Source organism: Butyricimonas synergistica DSM 23225 (assembly GCF_000379665.1).
GTDB classification, from domain to species: domain Bacteria; phylum Bacteroidota; class Bacteroidia; order Bacteroidales; family Marinifilaceae; genus Butyricimonas; species Butyricimonas synergistica.
In genome coordinates, this window is the sequence record NZ_KB903360.1 from 101,954 (window position 1) to 121,928 (window position 19,975).

General features: G+C 45.7%; 17 protein-coding genes and 1 tRNA gene. 4 read left to right on the top strand and 14 right to left on the bottom strand.

The window, feature by feature from the left end; genetic code table 11:
- Window positions 1-40: 40 nt before the first annotated feature.
- The 6 genes from A3CY_RS0108830 to A3CY_RS0108855 all read right to left on the bottom strand — a co-directional run bounded on the left by A3CY_RS0108830 (window position 41) and on the right by A3CY_RS0108855 (window position 7,207).
- Window positions 41-616, bottom strand: a complete 576-nt coding sequence (locus tag A3CY_RS0108830; protein ID WP_018337552.1) for an RNA polymerase sigma factor — start codon at window positions 614-616, stop codon at window positions 41-43.
- A gap of 64 nt (window positions 617-680) precedes the next feature.
- Window positions 681-3,569, bottom strand: a complete 2,889-nt coding sequence (gene gcvP, locus A3CY_RS0108835; protein ID WP_018337553.1) for an aminomethyl-transferring glycine dehydrogenase — start codon at window positions 3,567-3,569, stop codon at window positions 681-683.
- A gap of 217 nt (window positions 3,570-3,786) precedes the next feature.
- The gene (locus A3CY_RS0108840; RefSeq protein ID WP_018337554.1) at window positions 3,787-4,890 is read right to left on the bottom strand and encodes an iron-containing alcohol dehydrogenase; all 1,104 of its coding nucleotides are present in this window, start codon (window positions 4,888-4,890) and stop codon (window positions 3,787-3,789) included.
- Between the two features lie 32 nt (window positions 4,891-4,922).
- Window positions 4,923-5,903, bottom strand: coding sequence for an EFR1 family ferrodoxin (locus tag A3CY_RS0108845; RefSeq protein ID WP_018337555.1), 981 nt, complete (start codon window positions 5,901-5,903; stop codon window positions 4,923-4,925).
- 12 nt (window positions 5,904-5,915) lie between these two features.
- Window positions 5,916-6,497, bottom strand: a complete 582-nt coding sequence (locus A3CY_RS0108850; protein WP_018337556.1) for a flavodoxin — start codon at window positions 6,495-6,497, stop codon at window positions 5,916-5,918.
- Between the two features lie 224 nt (window positions 6,498-6,721).
- Complete coding sequence (locus A3CY_RS0108855) at window positions 6,722-7,207, bottom strand: GlcG/HbpS family heme-binding protein (RefSeq protein ID WP_018337557.1); 486 nt, start codon at window positions 7,205-7,207, stop codon at window positions 6,722-6,724.
- A 143-nt stretch (window positions 7,208-7,350) separates the two neighbouring features.
- Between A3CY_RS0108855 and A3CY_RS0108860 the strand changes: the two genes are divergently transcribed.
- Complete coding sequence (locus A3CY_RS0108860; protein WP_018337558.1) at window positions 7,351-7,716, top strand: winged helix-turn-helix transcriptional regulator; 366 nt, start codon at window positions 7,351-7,353, stop codon at window positions 7,714-7,716.
- A gap of 152 nt (window positions 7,717-7,868) precedes the next feature.
- Here A3CY_RS0108860 and A3CY_RS0108865 read toward each other — a convergent pair.
- The 3 genes from A3CY_RS0108865 to gpmI form a co-directional block, all read right to left on the bottom strand.
- Window positions 7,869-7,944, bottom strand: a tRNA-His gene (locus A3CY_RS0108865).
- A 65-nt stretch (window positions 7,945-8,009) separates the two neighbouring features.
- Window positions 8,010-8,597, bottom strand: coding sequence for a DUF3109 family protein (locus A3CY_RS0108870; protein ID WP_018337559.1), 588 nt, complete (start codon window positions 8,595-8,597; stop codon window positions 8,010-8,012).
- A 428-nt stretch (window positions 8,598-9,025) separates the two neighbouring features.
- Window positions 9,026-10,546, bottom strand: coding sequence for a 2,3-bisphosphoglycerate-independent phosphoglycerate mutase (gpmI, locus tag A3CY_RS0108875; protein WP_018337560.1), 1,521 nt, complete (start codon window positions 10,544-10,546; stop codon window positions 9,026-9,028).
- Window positions 10,547-10,853: 307 nt separating this feature from the next.
- Between gpmI and A3CY_RS0108880 the strand changes: the two genes are divergently transcribed.
- A complete protein-coding gene (locus A3CY_RS0108880) occupies window positions 10,854-11,189 on the top strand; it encodes a PadR family transcriptional regulator (RefSeq protein WP_018337561.1) in 336 nt (111 codons plus the stop codon).
- A gap of 11 nt (window positions 11,190-11,200) precedes the next feature.
- Complete coding sequence (locus A3CY_RS0108885; RefSeq protein ID WP_018337562.1) at window positions 11,201-12,664, top strand: PspC domain-containing protein; 1,464 nt, start codon at window positions 11,201-11,203, stop codon at window positions 12,662-12,664.
- A 45-nt stretch (window positions 12,665-12,709) separates the two neighbouring features.
- Here the strand turns inward: A3CY_RS0108885 and A3CY_RS0108890 are convergent, their stop codons facing one another.
- From A3CY_RS0108890 to A3CY_RS0108910, 5 genes are read right to left on the bottom strand one after another with little or no spacing between them, the layout of a single operon-like run.
- On the bottom strand, window positions 12,710-15,952 hold the full coding sequence (locus tag A3CY_RS0108890) for a S41 family peptidase (RefSeq protein ID WP_018337563.1): 3,243 nt from the start codon (window positions 15,950-15,952) through the stop codon (window positions 12,710-12,712).
- Window positions 15,953-15,975: 23 nt separating this feature from the next.
- Window positions 15,976-16,302: a hypothetical protein gene (locus tag A3CY_RS0108895; protein WP_018337564.1), complete on the bottom strand. Its 327-nt coding sequence runs from the start codon at window positions 16,300-16,302 to the stop codon at window positions 15,976-15,978.
- Between the two features lie 15 nt (window positions 16,303-16,317).
- Window positions 16,318-17,232, bottom strand: a complete 915-nt coding sequence (locus tag A3CY_RS0108900; RefSeq protein ID WP_169503602.1) for a DUF4296 domain-containing protein — start codon at window positions 17,230-17,232, stop codon at window positions 16,318-16,320.
- A 20-nt stretch (window positions 17,233-17,252) separates the two neighbouring features.
- A complete protein-coding gene (locus tag A3CY_RS0108905) occupies window positions 17,253-18,017 on the bottom strand; it encodes an ABC transporter ATP-binding protein (protein WP_018337566.1) in 765 nt (254 codons plus the stop codon).
- Entirely contained in the window at window positions 18,017-18,754 is a 738-nt protein-coding gene (locus A3CY_RS0108910) for an MlaE family ABC transporter permease (protein WP_026207472.1), read from the bottom strand. The genes A3CY_RS0108905 and A3CY_RS0108910 overlap by 1 nt, the downstream gene beginning before the upstream one ends.
- Window positions 18,755-18,890: 136 nt before the next feature.
- On the opposite strand from A3CY_RS0108910, the gene A3CY_RS0108915 reads away from it, so the two are divergent.
- Entirely contained in the window at window positions 18,891-19,967 is a 1,077-nt protein-coding gene (locus A3CY_RS0108915; RefSeq protein WP_018337568.1) for a mannose-1-phosphate guanylyltransferase, read from the top strand.
- The last annotated feature ends 8 nt before the right edge of the window (window positions 19,968-19,975 follow it).

Consider the following 19,975-nt stretch of genomic DNA (forward strand, 5'->3'; position numbering starts at 1 on the left):
GGGCAAGAAAGACGAATTCCGAACAAAATAATTTATCACATCAGAACCATAGCAACCCGATCAGACAAAGCAGTTCACCGTCCTTCAATTGGGCGGCTAACTTCTTTTTACCGCTACTCTTGTGTTCCTTCACGGTATCCAACGAAATATTCAGTTTCCCGGCAATCTCCGTCCCCGTCAATCCTTCAAGGGTCAACATCATTACCATTTTGCATTGAGGCGGCAACGTATCGATGGCAGCCATCAGCCGGGCATACACGTCTTCCTCCAACACCTTATCCCAAAAGTGTTCTTCTTCCGTCTGCGAGGACAAAATCTCCTGATAGTATTTATCCCGCACCTTCTGTTTTCTGAAATGGCTGATACACTTATTTTTCAGTGAACTATACAAGAAATATTTCACCTCATTCACGGTCTTGAACGTGTATCCGCTCTCCAACATCGAGACAAAAGAATCCTGAACCAAGTCCTCCGCCACGTCATTATCTTTCACGTAATAATTTGCCAAAGATTTCAACGCCACGTAGTAACACTGATACAAATATTGATAAGCCCGGTTATCATGCCGTGCTAACAAATCGAGCAAAGCATCTTGATCCAAAACCTCGTCCTCCATTGAAAAAAAGAAAAGAGGAAGCGTTCTAACACCTCATAGAACGCTTCCCTCCTATATTATAAAACTAATTCTCGTCCGCGTAAGATTCAAGCGGATCGCAAGTACACATCAGATTACGGTCACCGTAACCGTCGTCTACACGACCTACCTGCGGCCAGAACTTGTTTTCTGCTACCCAAGCCAGCGGGTAAGCCGCCTTGCTACGCGGGTAAGCGTGAGACCATTCGTCTGCCGTTAACACCTTGTGCGTGTGGGGAGCATTCTTCAAAACGTTGTCCGTCTTGTCAGCCTTACCCTCGCCCACTTCGATCATCTCCTCACGAATCGTGGTCAATGCCGCAATAAAGCGATCCAATTCCTCTTTCGGCTCGCTCTCCGTCGGTTCAACCATCAACGTCCCGTGAACAGGGAATGACAAAGTAGGAGCGTGGAAACCGAAGTCCATCAAACGCTTGGCAATATCCAACTCGGAAATTCCGTACTCTTTGTTGAACATATTGCAATCCCAGATCATCTCGTGACCTACGCGACCTTTTTTACCTTTATATAGAATCTTGAAGCCCAACTTCTCGAATGAAGAAGCCAAATAGTTAGCGTTCAAAATAGCCATCTTAGTCACCATTTCCAGACCTTCGCCACCCAGCATCAGCAGGTAACCATAAGTCACGGGCAACATACCCACAGAACCGTAAGGAGCGGCAGCAACGGCATGAATACCCTCGTCACCACCGGTCTTCACCATCGTGTGCGACGGTAAGAATTTCACCAGGTGAGGAGCCACACAGATAGGACCTACACCGGGACCACCACCACCGTGAGGCATAGCAAACGTCTTGTGCAAATTCAAATGACACACGTCAGCACCAATTGTACCGGGGTTTGTCAAACCGCATTGCCCATTCATGTTAGCACCGTCCATGTAGAACAAACCGCCATTCTCGTGAATAATATCCGCCAACTCCTTGATCGACTCCTCGAAAATACCGTGAGTCGACGGGTAAGTGATCATAGCACCCACCAGATTATCACGATGCTCGATAGCCTTCTTGCGGAAATCCTCCACATCGATATTTCCTTCCGGGTCGGTAGCCGTCACGATAATCTTGAAACCAGCCATCGTGCTCGAAGCCGGATTCGTTCCATGAGCGGAAGCGGGAATCAAAATCACGTTCCGGTGTCCTTCCCCTCTAGCGATATGATATTGGCGAATCACCATCAACCCGGTGTACTCTCCGGCAGCACCCGAATTAGGCTGTAAACTACATCCGGCAAAACCGGTCACCTTGCACAACATTTCCTCCGTTTCCCGGATCATCTGTTGGTAGCCTTCTGCTTGAGAAAGCGGAACAAACGGATGCAAACCGCCAAACTCCGGCCAAGTAATAGGCAACATCTCCACGGCGGCGTTCAACTTCATCGTGCAAGAACCCAACGAGATCATGGAAGTAGCCAAAGAGATATCTCTTCTCTCCAGATTCTTCATGTAACGCATCATAGCGGTTTCCGAGTGATATATATTAAACACGGATTGCGTCAAAATCTCATCCTCACGCAACATCGCGGGTTCCAACACCGTGCGGTCATCAATAAACTCGACACGCTCGGCACTCTTTCCGGCAGCCTTGGCAAAAATACCAATCAACGTGTTGATTTCCTCCTCGTTGATTTTCTCGTCAGTAGACAAACCAACTACTTTTCCACACCCACAATCACAATAGAACAAGTTCATCTCCTGTTCCAAAGCGGCATCACGCACAGCCTCTTGAGTAACACCTTCCGGCAACTCGAAACGAAGCGTGTCGAAGAATTTCTCCACCTTCAACTTGTAACCCAACTTCTGGATTTCTTCAGCCAGAGTCACGGCAGCCGAGTGGATATGACGAGCGATACGCTCCAATCCCTCACGCCCGTGATAAGCGGCATAGAAACCTGCCATCGTGGCGTTCAGCGCCTTGGCAGTACAAATATTGGAAGAAGCCTTCTCCCGTTTGATATGTTGTTCGCGGGTCTGCAAAGCCAGACGCAAAGCATGATTTCCCTGTGCATCAATCGTTACACCGATAATACGTCCCACGATATTACGCTTGTACTCCTCTTTCGTTGCCATGTAAGCGGCATGAGGACCACCGTAAGCCATCGGGATACCGAAACGCTGGGTTGTACCCACAGCCACGTCGGCACCCCATTCTCCCGGGGCAGTCAGCAACACAAGACTCATCATGTCAGCGACAGCAGTCACCAGCGCACCGTTAGCGTGCGCACGCTCGGCAAAAGCTTTATAATCCCGCACTTCACCGTTAGCGGCAGGGTATTGCACGATAGCACCGAACACATCCGGGGTAAACTCAAATGTATCGTAATCACCATAAACCAACTCTATTCCCTGCGGGGCTGAACGGGTAATCAACACGTCCTTCGTCTGCGGGAACACTTGGTTATCCACGAACAATTTATTCGCTCCAGCTTTTTTCATCTCCTTGCCTCGCAAACCATACATCATGGTCATAGCTTCAGCAGCAGCCGTAGCCTCATCCAGCAACGAACAGTTGGCAATCTCCATCCCGGTCAACTCGACCACCATCGTCTGGAAATTCAACAAAGCCTCCAAACGACCTTGGGAAACCTCAGCCTGATAGGGAGTGTACGACGTGTACCACGCCGGATTTTCCAAAATATTCCGTTGAATCACGGCAGGAGTAATCGTGTCATAATATCCCTGCCCGATAAACGTCCTGTACAATTTATTTTTTGAAGCTACCGCCTTGATCCGAGAGAAAAACTCGAACTCGGTAAGAGGAGCCGGTAAATCCAACGTTTTCTTCAAACGGATTGATTCGGGTACGGTTTGCTCTATCAACTCGTCAAGAGAACTGACACCCACCACCTTGAGCATATCCTCGATATCCTCCGGACGCGGTCCTATGTGTCTCCACAAAAATTTGTCTGTTGCCATCTATTTATTCCTAATTATTAATAATTTATACTCACAATCATCGATTCGTCAACGATTGTGTAAAAATAGACATAATTCCGCTCAATACAAAAAAACAGGGAAGAAGTTATCGTATTTTCCCTCACCCCAGCCACGGAAGTAATTTAATCAACAAAATTACCGACAAGCAGGCTCGCGGTCGCAAAGGCAGTATAATGGTCATCGTGAGCTGTAATGGTTATTTCTGCCTAATCAATGCATTCATTAATTCAAACACCTCATCCCCATTCAATTTTGTATGACACGGGATATTATCGACTTGTTTGCGGGTGATTTCACCATCACAATACATATCCACCCCAAGACTGGAAAACAAATCAATCAATTTACGGGAGGATTCCTCGATAGACGAATCAAAATCGAATGCGTCGAAATAATACTTCCCGATGTCTTCTGCATGATACACTCCCATTGCCTTAAGGAATCTCGGGAAGACAGACGTCAGACTTCTGCGATAGGAGCTACCAAATAAATTTTCCGGCAGAAACTCCAATTCGTAAATATCGTAAGCGAAAGAATCCTCTTTCCCTATTCCCATTCTGGATGAAGTGGATAGCGAGGCTCCCATCATAATGATACCCCTTGCATCAAGATCTTCCGGGTATTTCTGCAAGGTCTTTGTCGCTTCAAGCACATTCTTGATGTATGAAATCCCCGCGTCGTATGACATCCTGTTTCTGTCCCCAAGGATACACGCCGACAATTGAACCAGCGTCACAAGTCCCGTGTAGGCAGTCATCTCCTTATCCAAAGTCAGAGAATATTTAGGGCAAAGAATCGCGTAGTCGGCAGCAATACCGTATGCCGTTCCGAAATCTCCAGTTCTCGAGTCAACAGACACAGCCCCAAGGCCGTTCTCGGAGCCGCTGGAAGGATAAGTGGGAATCAACGCAAGCGAAAGACGTTTCAGCCCGTATGGCTGTTTGCCTTTCACGTAGTCCCAAAGATCAAATTCATGAAAGAAGCCGAAAGCCATCAGTTTGGCACTGTCCATCACACTCGCTCCTCCCGCTCCGATAATCATGGTTACATCATTTGCTTTTGCCCATCGGATTCCTTCCTGTATTTTCGGGAATTCTCTCGAAGAATTCCCAAATTCCACGAAAGGAACACCATTTTCGTTCAAAGTTCGGACAACATCATCATGGCAACCGTTTCGTTTTACAGACCCATCGCCATAAACAAACATCACCTTGTGCCCCTTGGTCTCTTCAGCGACAACCTCCCGTATATCATTGCGGAAGAAAAGCTTCGTATCGTTTCTGAAATTAAAATCTTTCATTTATTCAATCATTTAAATCTTCAATTTATCCATCACAACATCCCCGGTTTAAGCCACCCCGTAAAATAATTGCTTCGCTGTATAACCCAGTTCGCCCGCTTGATGTCCATCAGCGAAACATGTTCATTGCGATATCGTGCATTCTGATTTTTCTCCCCATTCCGCAGGAACGGGTCATTTTCGTTTTTGGCAAACCGGATTACCTTCTGTGGGCAGTTCTGTATGCAGGCGAAACAGAACTCGCACTCTCCCTGCATCTTCACACCCTGAGAAGTAAGCTCGTAATTACCACGTGGACAAACCGATACACAAGCACCACAACCGATGCAGCCATCAATCACCGTGAAGTATTTCTCGCTTTTCAAGACAAAACCCGTCGAAGGATCTATACCCGTCCGTTCCAGAAACTCCTCATGCTGTCGTCTTTCCTCCCCAGTAACAGGTTCGTGCCATCGTTTTTGCCCCGCGAGATCAGTCGCTATCTTATACAAATTCTCCGGAATATGCTTATCGATCAATATCTGCTCATTCATGTCAAAATTGGGTAGCCAGTTATCCACCATGATGAGTGTATTTATATAATCGAATCGCGTCCCAGCCTGTCTGGATATTTCATCCCATATTTCCACCGCATTGCACTTTCGATTGCCGTATGTCAAGATTGCAAACTTGTAATCCGCTTTCAACCGCACCTTCTTGATAAATTGGCGAACCATATTTGGCGGCATATGCCCATAAATAGGATAAACGCTACCTATTTCATCTGCCTCGATATCGAACCGCTTCTGTTTCACCAGTTGCGGAATACTCAGAAGTTCACCGCCATCTCCCGCCAACTGCCGCGCAACATAGAGGCAATTTCCCGTGCCGGTAAAATATAGGATAACACGCTTCCCTTTCTTTTCACAGGAAACCAGTGAAAGTATCCCAGACGAAGCTATCGCCACGCTTGCTACTGCAGCCCCCATCCGTTTCAAGGCATCCCGCCTTGTCATTTTATTACCTGTATCCATATTCCGATCTCTTTATTCAATGATATGAATGCCCCGCAACCAATCCTCCACGCTGCCACTGCCCGAATAAGTGTCCAAATGAAGGGATTCCGGGGTGACCTCGTAAATCTTATCAAGAGATTGCTGCAAATACGTCGTGGCTCCATAAGTAAAAAACGGAACGATGATTTTTCCCGAGAGATTGTAACTCTCGAGGAACGTACAGACCACCATTGCCGGATTGTGCCACCAGATTGGCGAGCCGATAAAAATCACATCGTACTTTTCCATATTATCCAAAAGGGCTGCCACGCCAGGACGCAAGTTATTATACGATTCGTTTTGTATCCAGTCACTGTCATCATACGGATTTGCCGCGTACGGCTCCGCCGCCTCGATGCGGAAAGCATCTGCACCTGTTGCCGCAATGATTTGTTCCGCCAATCGCCCCGTGTTGCCTGTCGCCGAGAAATAAGATACAAGAATTTTGCGGTTGCCGTCATACTGTATTTCATCCGAGTTTTGATTGTCCGGATCGAAATCATCGTTTTTACTGCAAGCAGTTATCAACATAATAGCCGATAGCGCCAAGAGGAAAAAAAGAATTCGTTTCATGATAAAATGCTTTTGTATCTATTATTTTACTGATACAAAATTAGCCATGTATAATCACGCCGACACTATCCAAATTACGGATAGAAGTATAACTTTTACTGATTTCCAGCAAAACGTGCAGAAACACAAAAAGGAGGCGTGTCAAAACACCTCCATAGTTTCAAGGACGCGGCACCCTAGTAACTAAGACGCGCGCGACGAATCATTTCATCACAACTATGATTCTATTTCGTCAACTCTTCGAATACCGCCACAACATATTCGGCAATCTCACAGTCCTGCGCCTCCGTGCCGCCGCCCACGCCGATTGCACCGACAATCTTCCCATTCACAAACAGCGGATAGCCGCCTGCCACAAGAGTTATACGCGGATCATTGGACTGAATCCCCATCAATGGAGCTCCTTCGGCTGCCACGACTGCCACATCTTTTGTTTTGCATCGCGTCACGGCAGCCGTGTATGCCTTGCCCGGCACGAGAGTTATACTCAATACCAGTGCGTTTCCGTACCGACGATACACGCGAGGCAACCCGTGACGATCCGCGATGGCAAAACTAATGTCGATACCTAATTCTTTACTCTTTTCACGTGCCGCAGCACACAGTTTGTCGCACAATTCGTCCGACAGGATTTCCTTTTCATTAACTTGAGCCATACAGAATGTTATTGTGAGGATTGCAAACAATCCCACGGTTAATAATCTTTTCATACGTTCACTGTTTTTATTGACGACAAAATTAGATAAACGACTATCTACCTGCAATATGTGATAAATTTATCACAGTATGATTCTTTTTTCATATCGGGGGAATTACGTATTTTCGCGACACATAAAGGATATAACGAACAAATATGTACGAATACAAGATACCCCCGATAGATTTGGATTGCGGCGTGACGATCACGCAATATGTCATGGGAGCGAAATGGAAACCCTACCTGATTAACTGTATGACCAAAGGCATTCATCGTCCCGTGGAATTTCAACGTGCAATAAAAGGTGCAACAAGGCGTGTGCTAGTGCAACAACTCGGCGAATTGGAAGCCACGGGTATCGTGAAGCGCGTGGTCCACGACACCGTACCAATGAAAACAGAATACTTTCTGACGAAACTCGGCGAATCGCTCGTACCCATTAACCGCATGATGGACACGTGGGGCAACGAACACCGGGATATGTTCGACGAGATGGGTAATATCGGAATTGCCACTCGTTAAATTCACTCCTTGATACCGAGGTCCCGTTTATAACACGGATCTCGGGCGATATACCTAGAAAACAGGCGTACATCCATTAAAGAAGAATGGTGGCTTCAAACTAGAAGAGATGTAAAAAGCGGAGAATTTTCATTCTCCGCTTTCTCGTGAGAGGGTGGAAGACCGGGTTCGAACCGGCGACCTTCGGAACCACAATCCGACGCTCTAACCAACTGAGCTACATCCACCATTTTGCTTTTGCGCTGCAAAGATAGAACAAGTTTCGTTTCTCGCAAAGAAAAGCCACAAAAAATTTATCGTCGGAATTTAATTTTTCCCGTTTCGATCTCCCGGGCTGCGTAGCACAACTGCTCGTACCATTCCTCCCCGTATTTCGCGATCAAGGCATCTTTCAGGAATACGTACACCGGAACTCCCTCTTGCTCACCCTTCAGCCTGGCACAGTCACATATCTTCCATTGGTCGTAATTCATTGCCTCGTAATTCTGGTACTGCTTCACCCGGATCGGGTACAAATGACACGAGATAGGTTTCCGGAAACTACTTTCGCCCCGGCTCCACGATTTCTCGATAGCACACCAGCAACTTCCCCCCTCTTCTATCGCGTAGGCACATTCCCGTCCCCCGATCAACGGGGTCACCAGATCGCCTTCCATGTCGACCACAGAGAATCCCTGCTCCACAACAGCAGCCCTGCCCTCCGGCTTCATGTACGGCTTAATCTTCTCGTAATTCTCCCGGATCAACTCTGCCTCTTGTTCCTCCAATGGAGCCCCGGAATCTCCTTCCACACAACACACGCCCTTGCATGCCGCCAAATCACAACAAAACTTCTTCTCGAAAATATCAAGGCTTATAATTGTATCTCCTATCTGTATCATATTTTAATTGAAAATTGAAAGTACAAAATTGAAAATGTTTTTTCAAAGTTACAATAATCTTATCCCTATTTCTCTCGTGTTTAGCTAGAGATAAGTTAAATAACATATATTATTGTTTTATATCTATTATACTTACTTTATACCATCTCCCATTCAACTCCTATTCATCTCCTATTCAAAACCTATTATAAAAGGAAATTAATAGTATTTTAATAGAAATTAAATAAAAGTTAATACAGAGAAAATACTTTATATATCTATGATTTATACAATTAAAATTACTGAATACTCTGGGAACTCTCCTTGAAAACGGGAGGAAAAATATCAACTCAAAGGCTACCCGTGTAAAAACAAATAAGGGAGGCAGTTAATTCGAGAATTAACTTACCTCCCCTTCCACTAGTTGCAAATTGTGGTATTCTATATGTTTAAACCAACAAGGATTTACCCGTCATCTCTTTAGGCTGTGGAAGTCCCATGATAGCCAACACCGTGGGAGCGACATCCGCCAACACGCCGTCACGCAAATGATCGCATTTCGAATCGGTCACCCAGATACAAGGCACGGGGTTCAGCGAGTGTGCCGTATTGGGCGTTCCATCCTCGTTCACGGCATTGTCGGCATTCCCGTGATCGGCAATGATAAGCACGTCATAGCCGTTGGCGCGGGCAGCGGCGACCGTTTTCCCCACGCACTCGTCTACAGTGGCAACCGCTTTCTGTATCGCCTCGTACACGCCCGTGTGTCCCACCATATCGCCATTAGCGTAATTCAAGCAAATAAAATCGACCTCCCCCTTGTTCAACTCCTCCACGATCTTTTCCGTCACGACGGGAGCGGACATCTCGGGTTGCAAGTCATAAGTAGCCACCTTAGGAGAAGGCACCAGAATACGGGATTCACCCTCGAAAGGTTCCTCCCGCCCGCCATTCAGGAAGAAAGTCACGTGCGCGTATTTCTCCGTCTCGGCGATACGCAATTGCTTCAACCCCTGACTGGAAATATATTCCCCGATGGTATTCACCACGTTGTCTTTATCGAAAAGGATATGCAATCCCTTGAATTTAGCGTCATAAGGAGTCATCGTGCAATAGTGCAATGGCAGGGTCTTCATACCGAACTCCGGCATGTCTTCCTGGGTCAACACGATCGTCAATTCCTTTGCCCGGTCGTTACGGAAGTTAAAGAAGATCACCGCATCGCCCTCCTGTATCGTGCTCAACGGTTTACCCGCCTCGTCGACACACGCTATCGGCTTCACGAACTCGTCGGTCACGCCCGCGTCATAGGAAGCCTGCATGGCTGCCACGGGGTCGGTTGCCGGAGTTCCCACGCCTTTCACGATCAAATCGTAAGCCTCTTTCACGCGTTCCCAGCGTTTGTCCCGGTCCATGGCGTAATAACGCCCGATGATGGAAGCGATCCGTCCTCCGGATTGTTTCATGTGATTTTCCAATTCTTCGATAAAACCTTTCCCGCTCTTGGGATCGGTGTCACGCCCGTCCATAAAACAATGAACAAAAGCCTTCTCCACGCCGAACTCTTTCGCCAAATCGCAAAGGGCGAAAAGATGATCCAGAGAACTGTGCACCCCCCCGTTGGAAACCAATCCCATGAAATGTATCTGTTTCCCCTTCTCGCGGGCGTAAGTGAACGCTTTCACGATCTCGGGATTTTGAGCGATCGAGTGGTCACGGCAAGCCCGGTTGATCTTTACCAGGTCTTGATAAACAACCCGTCCCGCACCGATATTCAAGTGCCCGACTTCGGAATTACCCATTTGTCCATCCGGCAAACCTACATTTTCACCACTCGTGTAAAGTAATGAACGAGGATTACAACTTGCCAACCCCGTGATATTCGGGGTCGGCGTACTCCCGATCGCGTCTGAATGGTCGTGTTTACCAATACCCCAACCATCCAATATCATCAACAATACTTTTTTCATATCTACTTTATTTATTCTTATTCTTATCTTCTAAACGATTAGCAAAGTTAAATTATAATATTCACTTTAACGCCTTATTTTCAGGGAAAATCAACGAAAACGTTTGCCTCGAAACGACTTGCCCTCCAAAATTCATCACAATACAGTCTATTTTTTCGCGACAAAAAATATAAACACACTAATCAAATGAATATCAATGCATCACAAATAAAAAACGAATAATTCTTATTATTTTTATAGTACTATGTATTGCATAATACTATTTTTTATTCATATCTTTGTCATGCAAAACTAAACAAATCAAGATATGAATATCGAGAACACACAGGCTCAAATGAGAAAAGGGATTCTGGAATACTGTATCTTGCTGATTATCGCACAGAAGGACGCTTACGTGCCGGATATAATCAGCAGACTGAAGTCTTCCCGGATGATCGTTGTCGAGGGCACGATCTACCCTTTGCTGACCCGCCTCAAAAACACGGGACTGCTCTCATATCGCTGGGAGGAATCATTACAAGGTCCACCACGCAAGTATTACAGCATCACGGAAACGGGACGGGAATTCCTCAAAGAACTGGAAACATCCTGGAATGAACTGACCGCTGCCGTGAACAACATTAAAGAAAACCATAATAGCTAAATTCCACGATCATGAAGAAGACATACACGATTAATCTTAGCGGAAAGATTTTCCATATTGATGATGACGCTCTGGATAAGTTGCAGACTTACATCAACACGCTCAATACATACTACTCCCGGGAAGAAGACGGAAACGAAATCATGGACGATATCGAAAACCGCATCGGCGAATTATTCACGGAATACCTGAAAGGACAATACCGGGAAGTAATCACCATCAATGATGTCGAACAGGTGATCGCCACGATGGGTTCCCCTTCCGATATTATCGACGAGGATGAACAGCCTCAAAAGACGACTCCCAAACAAGGGAAAAAATTATACCGCTCCCCGGACAACCGGGTTCTCGGGGGTGTTGCCGGGGGAATGGCTGCCTACTGGGGGATTTCACCCTTGTTGCTCCGGGTATGTTTTGTCATTATGACGTTCTATTACGGGATATTCTTTATCGTGTATATTATCTTATGGATTGCCGTGCCCAAGGCAAAAACGGCAATGCAGAAACTGGAGATGAAAGGACAAGACATAAACGTCTCTAATATAGAACGTTCGTTCAAAGAAGAATACCAAGAGGTCAAAAACAGCAAAGGAACTAAATACGTCAATTATGTCGGGAGAGGCATCACGAAAGCATTACGAATCGTGGCTAGAATTGTTGTCATTTTCTTGGGAATGATACTCTTTGCCGGTGGTATATTTTCCTTGTTCTCGCTGCTTTCCGCCCTATTTTTACCTCACTGGTATCCGTGGGGCGACAGCTACATGGGAATAAGTTATGCCCTCTCGACAACAAACCTAGTCTTTTGCAAAATCGGAATACTGTTCCTATTGGGAATTCCTATTATCATGGTCATTTTCATGGCGATCAAATTGTTGTTCTCCTTCAAGAGCAACAACAAGGCGATCGCCCTTTTTGCCCTCGTCGGATGGCTCATCGGTCTAGTTATGGTTATCTCCGTGGGAATTAGCGAAGGATCGACTTGGACTCCACAGACAAAAGACTATGAAGAAAGTTTACAACTAGATAAGTCCCAAACGCTCACGGTTCAAGTGAATGATCGCTACACCGTTCCCGTGGAAATATACTATACAGGAAAAGAAGTAGTTCAACTCGATGAAAACCGAGTATTTAAACCTCATTTTACAGTCTACCCTTCTCACAATAACAAAGGTGCAATCGTCGTGCGGTATTGTACCCACGAGAACAAGCCAAACTGGAAAAGTGTAACTTTTGACTACACGTACGGAAACGATACCCTACGATTCGATAATTACGCTCAACTGAATGATAAATGGAGGGCGCAGAGAGTGGAAATTCTTGTTTATTTGCCCGAAGGCACACGTATACAATTTACCCCACAGACCGCAAAATACTTAAAAGAAAACAGGCACACAAACCTTTTATATTCTGGACTAAACGACAATAAAACATTATTCATCATGCAAGACCGGAAACTCAAAGCTCTCCGGTAAAAAGAAGCGGCAGACCTTTTATCCCTTTGGTCTGCCGCTCTGTTTTTATTTTTTGCTATCGATGTCTTTTAACAATTCATCTACCGCTTTCTTTAGCTGCTCGTCTTCACCTTGGATGATCTTTTCAGGCGAATTGGCAATCTTCACGTCCGGTTCCAGTTGCTGGTTTTCCAGGTAACTCCCGTCATCTAAACGATACCCCACGATAGGGATCCCGAAGAAAAGCGACGGGTCTTGCAGAAATTCCCAAGACACGCTGGTCATCGTGCCCGGCACAGGCATCCCGACGATACGTCCCAGTCCCTGGTGCTTGTACACCCAAGGCGTACCGTGCGCGTTCGAGTAATTCGCCTCGCAGGTTAACATGATGGACGGTTTGTTCCAACGGCGGCTAGGCATATCGCAAGCCTCCCGACCGCGAACTACCTGCGTGAAATATTTTTTGCCGCTGAATAATATCTCTATATCCTCGTGTAAACGTCCGCCCCCGTTGAAACGCGTGTCAATAACTATTCCCTCCCGGTCATTGTATTTACCAAGAATATCTGAATACACGGAACGGAAACTCGGGTCATCCATGCTGGAAATATGCACGTATCCCAACCGACCACCGGAAAGACGATCCACGTCGGCAGCACGTTGTTTTACCCAACGTTTGTATAGTAAGCCGTTAAGGGCTCCTTTTCCTATCGGGAGGACAATTTCTTCCCAACGGTTTTTTGTTGAAGGGTCGTAAACAGACACCAACACCCGTTTGCCCGACTTGTTATTCAGCAAAGGATAGTAATCCATTCCCGCTTTCACCTCCTGACCGTCGATCTTCTCGATGATCATCCCGGCTTTTACCTTGGAACGGGCATGATCGAAAGGTCCTTTCTCGATCACTTCATCAATCAACAAACCGTCTTTCTTGTAATCCGGATTCAAAAACAACCCTAACTCCGCGGTAGCATCTCCATTCCCGCCGGAACGATAACCGGAACCCGTGTGCGACACGTTCAACTCGCCCAGCAACTCGCTCAACATCTCGGAGAAGTCGTAGTTATTATTGATATAAGGTAAATATTTCTCGTACTCCTTTGTCAATTTTGCCCAATCCACTCCGTGCATATCTTTCGTGTAGAAACGCTTCGCCTCTTGGCGGCGCACCCGGTCGAACATATACGCCCGCTCTGCTGCCAAATCCATTTCCATCTCGGCGGAATAAGCGACTGGTGATCTTTTCTCGGAAGCCAGGTTGATTTTTTGCATTCCACGGCTACCTAGCAAGAATAACTCTTTGCAGTCCTTATCCATCTCAAGGGAAGCCCATCCGCTGTTCAACTTATGCATTACCCGGGTACTTCTCGCCCGCAGGTCGCTTACCCACAGATCATATCCGCCCTCGAAGGAAGACATATAATACAGCTTATCCCCGGATTTACTCAAGATGGCATCACCCAAAGAAGAAGAATTGGGAGTCAGGCGCATCACCCGGTCTTCAATATCTTTCAATTCGACCTCAATGTCTTTCTTCTCTTTCTTATCCGCTTTGGCATCTTCCTTTTTATCCTCTTTTTTGCCTTTTGCCTCGGCTGCCGTTATTCGTTTTTCTTCCTCTTTCAACAACTCATAGCGTTCTTTATTCAAACGGAATTTATCATACGCATCTTGATTCATAAAGACTATCATCACGTCCTGCAAGGACCCCCAAGAGGCGTGGTTACGCATTCCATAACGTTCGCTGGCAAAAAGAATGGCATTTCCATCGAGCACCCAGCGGGGATTGCTGTCAAAATAACCGCTGTTCGTCAAATTTACCATTTCCCCGCTCCCGTCAGCCTTCACGATAGCGATGTCGCTATACGGGTCATGGCGGTTTCCGATGATTTCCACGGCAAACCATTTCCCATCGGGCGACCACGTGTACGTGAAGCCGTCCCCAGTGCGGTATTGATATTTATCGTCCGCCACCTGCCGGACTTTTTTGGTTTTCAAGTCCACAACCATCAATTTCGTGCGGTCTTCAATGAACGCCAATTCCTTCCCGTCCGGGGAGAATTGCGGGGCAAAACGTTCTTTCGTGGAAGCGGGCAACACGGCTTCTTCCTCGATTAACGTGGCATTGGGAAAATTAGCTTCTTCATCCCGGGCTATCCTTGCCGTATAGATATTCCAGTTTCCACCCCGTTCGCTGGCATAAGCTATCGTCCGGTTATCCGGGGCAAAACTCAACCATTTCTCTTGTTCCGGCGTGGTGGTGATCTGTTTCGTTGTCGTGTAATCTGAAGAAGTCACGAACACATTCCCCCGGATAATCATTGCTACCTGTTTCCCGTCCGGAGATACCGCCGCACTCGTCGCACCGGAAGTGAAGCGCAAAGAGGCTACATTATTTTTCCCCTCGTCGCCGATAATATCGACTTTCACTTTTACGGGTTTTCCTTGCGCATCCTTCACGTAAATCTCCCCGTCGTACCCAAAGCAAAGACGACCGTTGTCGGCAATACTCAGGAAACGCACCGGGTGTGTTTTAAAAGAAGTTACCGCTTTCACCTCAGACGGCTTATTCAAAGGAAAAGAATACACGTTGAAAGAACCACCCCTTTCGCTTAGGAAATAAACGGTTTGCTGATCGGGAAATAAAACAGGCGAACGATCTTCTCCCGCCCGGCTAATCAGAGGGGTATGCTTACCGCTTTTCATGTCATAACGATAAATATCCCGGGTGATGGAAGAAGTATGATGCTTCCGCCACTCGTTCTCTCCTCCTTTGCAATCCTGATACAAGAACATATCCCCGGATTTGGAAAAACAAATCTCTTCCGCCGGAGTAGCCAACACTTGCCGGGAACGCCCGCCGTTTACCGATACGGCGTACAATTCTGTCAAAGCCCCCTTCGGGAACAACGCACTTTGGGCGGGATCTTGGATTTGAGCACTATAAACGATCTCTTTCCCGTCGGGCGTAAACGTGTAGGGGATCTCTCTCGCCGAATTGGTGGTTACCCGACGAGCTTCACCTCCCCGGGCTGGCATCACGAATATATCGAAATTTCCGAAACGATCGCTCGTGAAAGCAATCTGCTTCCCATCCGGCGACCAAACCGGGTGAGATTCGTATGCCGGGTGAGTCGTCAACTGGCGAGCCACTCCCCCTTCCGAGGAAACGATATAAATATCTCCTTTATAACTAAATACAATTTGCTTCCCGTCAGGTGAAATTTTCGGGTAACGCATCCACAGCGGTCCTGCCTGCAACATGAAGCCTACTAACAAAAAAGTAATAGTCAATACGATTTTATTCATCCTTTATTTATTTTGGTTTTAATTTATCTTAGCTTGGAAATACGGGTATCTTTCATCCAAGAAAAACGAGAAAAGTCCGCACCTTGAATAATCGCCAAACCTTTCCCGCCCCGACCGGAATAACAATCCCTTACTTTTTCCAGGATATGATCTCCTTCCTGCCACACGATTTCTTCCCGTATAAAATCGGCAACAATCATTCCTCCGTAAAACTCAAGACAGGGGATCTCCCTTATCACTCCACCGGTATCCACGACCTCCACAACACGCTCATTCTCCAACACCACGTAGCCGTTGTGTATCAATTCAAACCCGGGTAACAGTATATAATTAGCTGCTATCTTTCGCATCTTAAATCCTAAACTCTATTTTTTCCTTGCATCCGGTCTTCTCTGAACCGAGGTAGGGATATCATACTCTTTCTCCAATTGTTTTTTTCTATTGTCACCCACGTACACCCGGTTCAAACGGGTATTCGTTACCCAACCGTCTATCTCTTTTGTCTTTACTTTTGCCCTTTTATCGATTTCGCTATCCACTATCTTCACGACTAATTTCGTATATATAGAATCCTTCACGTAATGACTCCAATTATAGTCCCGCATACGGATAGAATCATACGTGCTGACAGGTATATCCCGAACTTTCAACGTGTCGTTTTCGGCAGACAAGAAATAAGACCGTATATAAGACCTCCTTCCCTGGATCCGCCGGTTCCACTTCAAGGCGGTATAGAAATTATACATACCCGGCACAATGCTATCCACCTCAACGAGCACGAATTGATTCCGTTTATCAAAATGTACCGTGTCCGCCTTCACGACACGCTCGGCATAAACGACCGAATCTTTCTTCGGTGCTTTCGGGTTCGTGGAATCCGGACGTATCGTATCCGCCACAGTCATCGTGTAGCCCGAGAATAAATTAATCGTATCGTCTTTCGTAAATTGACTCAATATCCGCATTTTCTGAGTCTGCCGACGATTAAGCGTATCGATTACCGCATCATACATCCGGTTGAACGCCGTGAAGTTCTTGGAGTAATAGTTCAGACAGGAGTCGAAATCCGACCGAGTGATTCCATACTTTTTAAACAGGTCGTTATAATATAAATAATTGTCTTTTTCGTCACGATGCTCCGGATTAGCAATTTTCAACACGCCATCCGCCATATGCATATCGATCAGCAAAGCCGTAAACTGGTCTTTATTCAACGCCACTTTCTTCGTGCAGGCAACGACAGAAACGGCAATCACGAATACCCATATAATATGTTTCATTCCCTTTTGTCTTTTTGTTTCTAGCATTTTCTTCTTAATTTTTCCCGTACCAATTTATTCAGTTTAGATGAGAAAAGAAACTCGTTGAGAGCCTGGTTGTCAGAGTACATGATATTCTCGTTGGAACCTTCCCACTCCTTATGCCCCTCGTGGATAAACAACACTTTTTCCCCGATCTCGAACACGGAGTTCATGTCGTGCGTGTTAATCACCGTGGTCATGTTATACTCGTGCGTGATCTCCGACAACAAATTATCAATAACGATAGAGGTCAAGGGATCCAACCCGGAGTTCGGCTCATCACAGAACAGGTATTTCGGCTGCAACACGATAGCCCTCGCTATGGCAACCCGTTTCTTCATACCTCCACTAAGTTCGGCAGGATAGAGGTTCTCGACGTTTTCAAGATTCACGCGGTTCAAACAGAAAAGGACACGTTCGACCTTTTCTTTCTCGGTCATCATAGAGAACAAATTCAAGGGAAATTTCACGTTTTCCATGACGGAAAGAGAATCGAACAAAGCGCCACCTTGAAAGACCACGCCCAATTCTTTCCGGATTTCCTTCAATTGCTTGGAATCCATCACTGTAATATCCCGGTCGTCATAAAATATCTTTCCCGCATCGATCGTGTGTAAACCAATCAAAGATTTCAACAAAACAGTTTTTCCCGAACCACTTTTTCCGATAATCATATTCACCTTACCCGGCTCGAACACGGCATCTATATCAAACAATACCTGCTTTTTATCAAATGATTTACATACTCCTTCCGCCCGTATCATTACAATAATATTTTGGTTAATATCACGTTAATAAGCAAGATCGCGATACTGCTATCGACAACCGCTTTCGTACTCGCCTTACCGACTTCCAGAGCTCCACCCTGTACGGAATACCCGTAAAACGCAGGAATCGATGTAAATATCACGGCAAAGAACAAGGTCTTGATGATCGAGTAAGTCACGTAATAAGGATTAAATGAAAAATGAAGCCCGTGGATGTAATCGTCATAATTGACCACCCCGGTAGCGATACCCGAGAGGATACCCCCGATAATCCCGATAAAAACACTGAATATGTAAAGAATAGGATTAACAATTAATGCTGCCGCAATTTTAGGTCCCACGAGATAAGATACAGAATTTATTCCCATCACTTCCAAAGCCTCTATCTGTTCCGTGATTTTCATGCTCCCGATCTCGGAAGCAATGTTACTCCCGATCTTTCCGGCAAGAATCAAACTCACGATGGTGGAAGAAAATTCCAACAACAAGGTTTCCCGGGTAAGATAACCAATCAAATAACGGGGCAACAGAGGACTGGACATATTGTAAGCCGTTTGCAAAGTCAACACGACTCCAATGAAAAAAGAGATTATCACCACCAACACGATAGAATTCAGCCCCAGTTTCTCCAACTCGTTGACTAATTCTCTCAAGTATACTCTCTTCTTCTCGGGCTTGGTGAACATCCGCCCCATAAACAATATGTACTCCCCTATCCTATTTAAAGCTTTCATCTGCATTAACTCCTTATATAAGACCCTCCTTGTCCTCCTTCTTCAAATTTTATCGTAAAAATAGAAATTATTCACGGATTTATTACTAATTTCGACAACAATAAGATGAAATTTAATTTTAAACTTATAACTAGAAATGAATAAGAACTCGTATTGCGTTATTATGGCCGGAGGATTGGGGAAACGCTTTTGGCCCGTAAGCACTAAAGCCTGTCCGAAACAATTTTGTGACATACTGAACGTCGGGAAAAGTTTTCTTCGCCAAACCTTCGAACGAGCAAACCAAATCTTTGAAACCCAAAACATCTTTATTGTCACGGGTGCTGCTTATGAAGAACTAACCAAAGAACAAATTCCGGAAATCCCAAGCGAGAATATTTTAAAAGAACCATTCGGGAAGAACACTGCCCCTTGTATCGCATATGCGGCATACCGGATTGCCCGGATCAACCCGGACGCTAATATGGTCGTTGTCCCTTCCGATCATTTTATCAGTAACGATGCCGTTTATGTCGACAACATACAAAAAGGTCTTGCCTTCGTGGAACAATTCGGCGGATTGCTCACGATCGGGATTAAACCGACCAGACCGGAAACCGGATACGGGTATATTCAAATTAAGAAAAACAAATTCTCTGAATTCATTTCTAAAGTAAAGACTTTCACAGAAAAACCGGATATCGAATTGGCAAAAGTGTTTCTATCATCCGGAGATTTCTTGTGGAACGCCGGAATATTCGTGTGGAAAGTGAAAGATATTATCGGGGAATTCAAAACTTATCTGGAAGATATTTACCTGCTATTCGAACAAGAATACAAGAACGCTAAAGACCCCGATTCACAAGAAAACATCACACATATTTATAGCCAATGCCGGAATATTTCCATCGACTTTGGTATCATGGAAAAATCTTCCAAGGTATATGTTATGAAAGGAGAGTTCGGTTGGTCTGACGTGGGCACGTGGCATTCATTCCACGAGATTAGCCCGAAGGACGAGAACGACAACGTATCCAACAGTGAACACGTGTTACTGACAGATACCAAAGGTTGTATCATCAATGTTCCCCAGGACAAGAAAGTCATCATCGAAGGTATTGAAAATGTGATTATCGCCGAGAATAATGACGTACTTATGATCTGCCACAGGGATCACGAAGACAACATCCGGCATTTTGACGATATGCTGAAACATACAAAAAAGGAGCTTTAAAAAGCTCC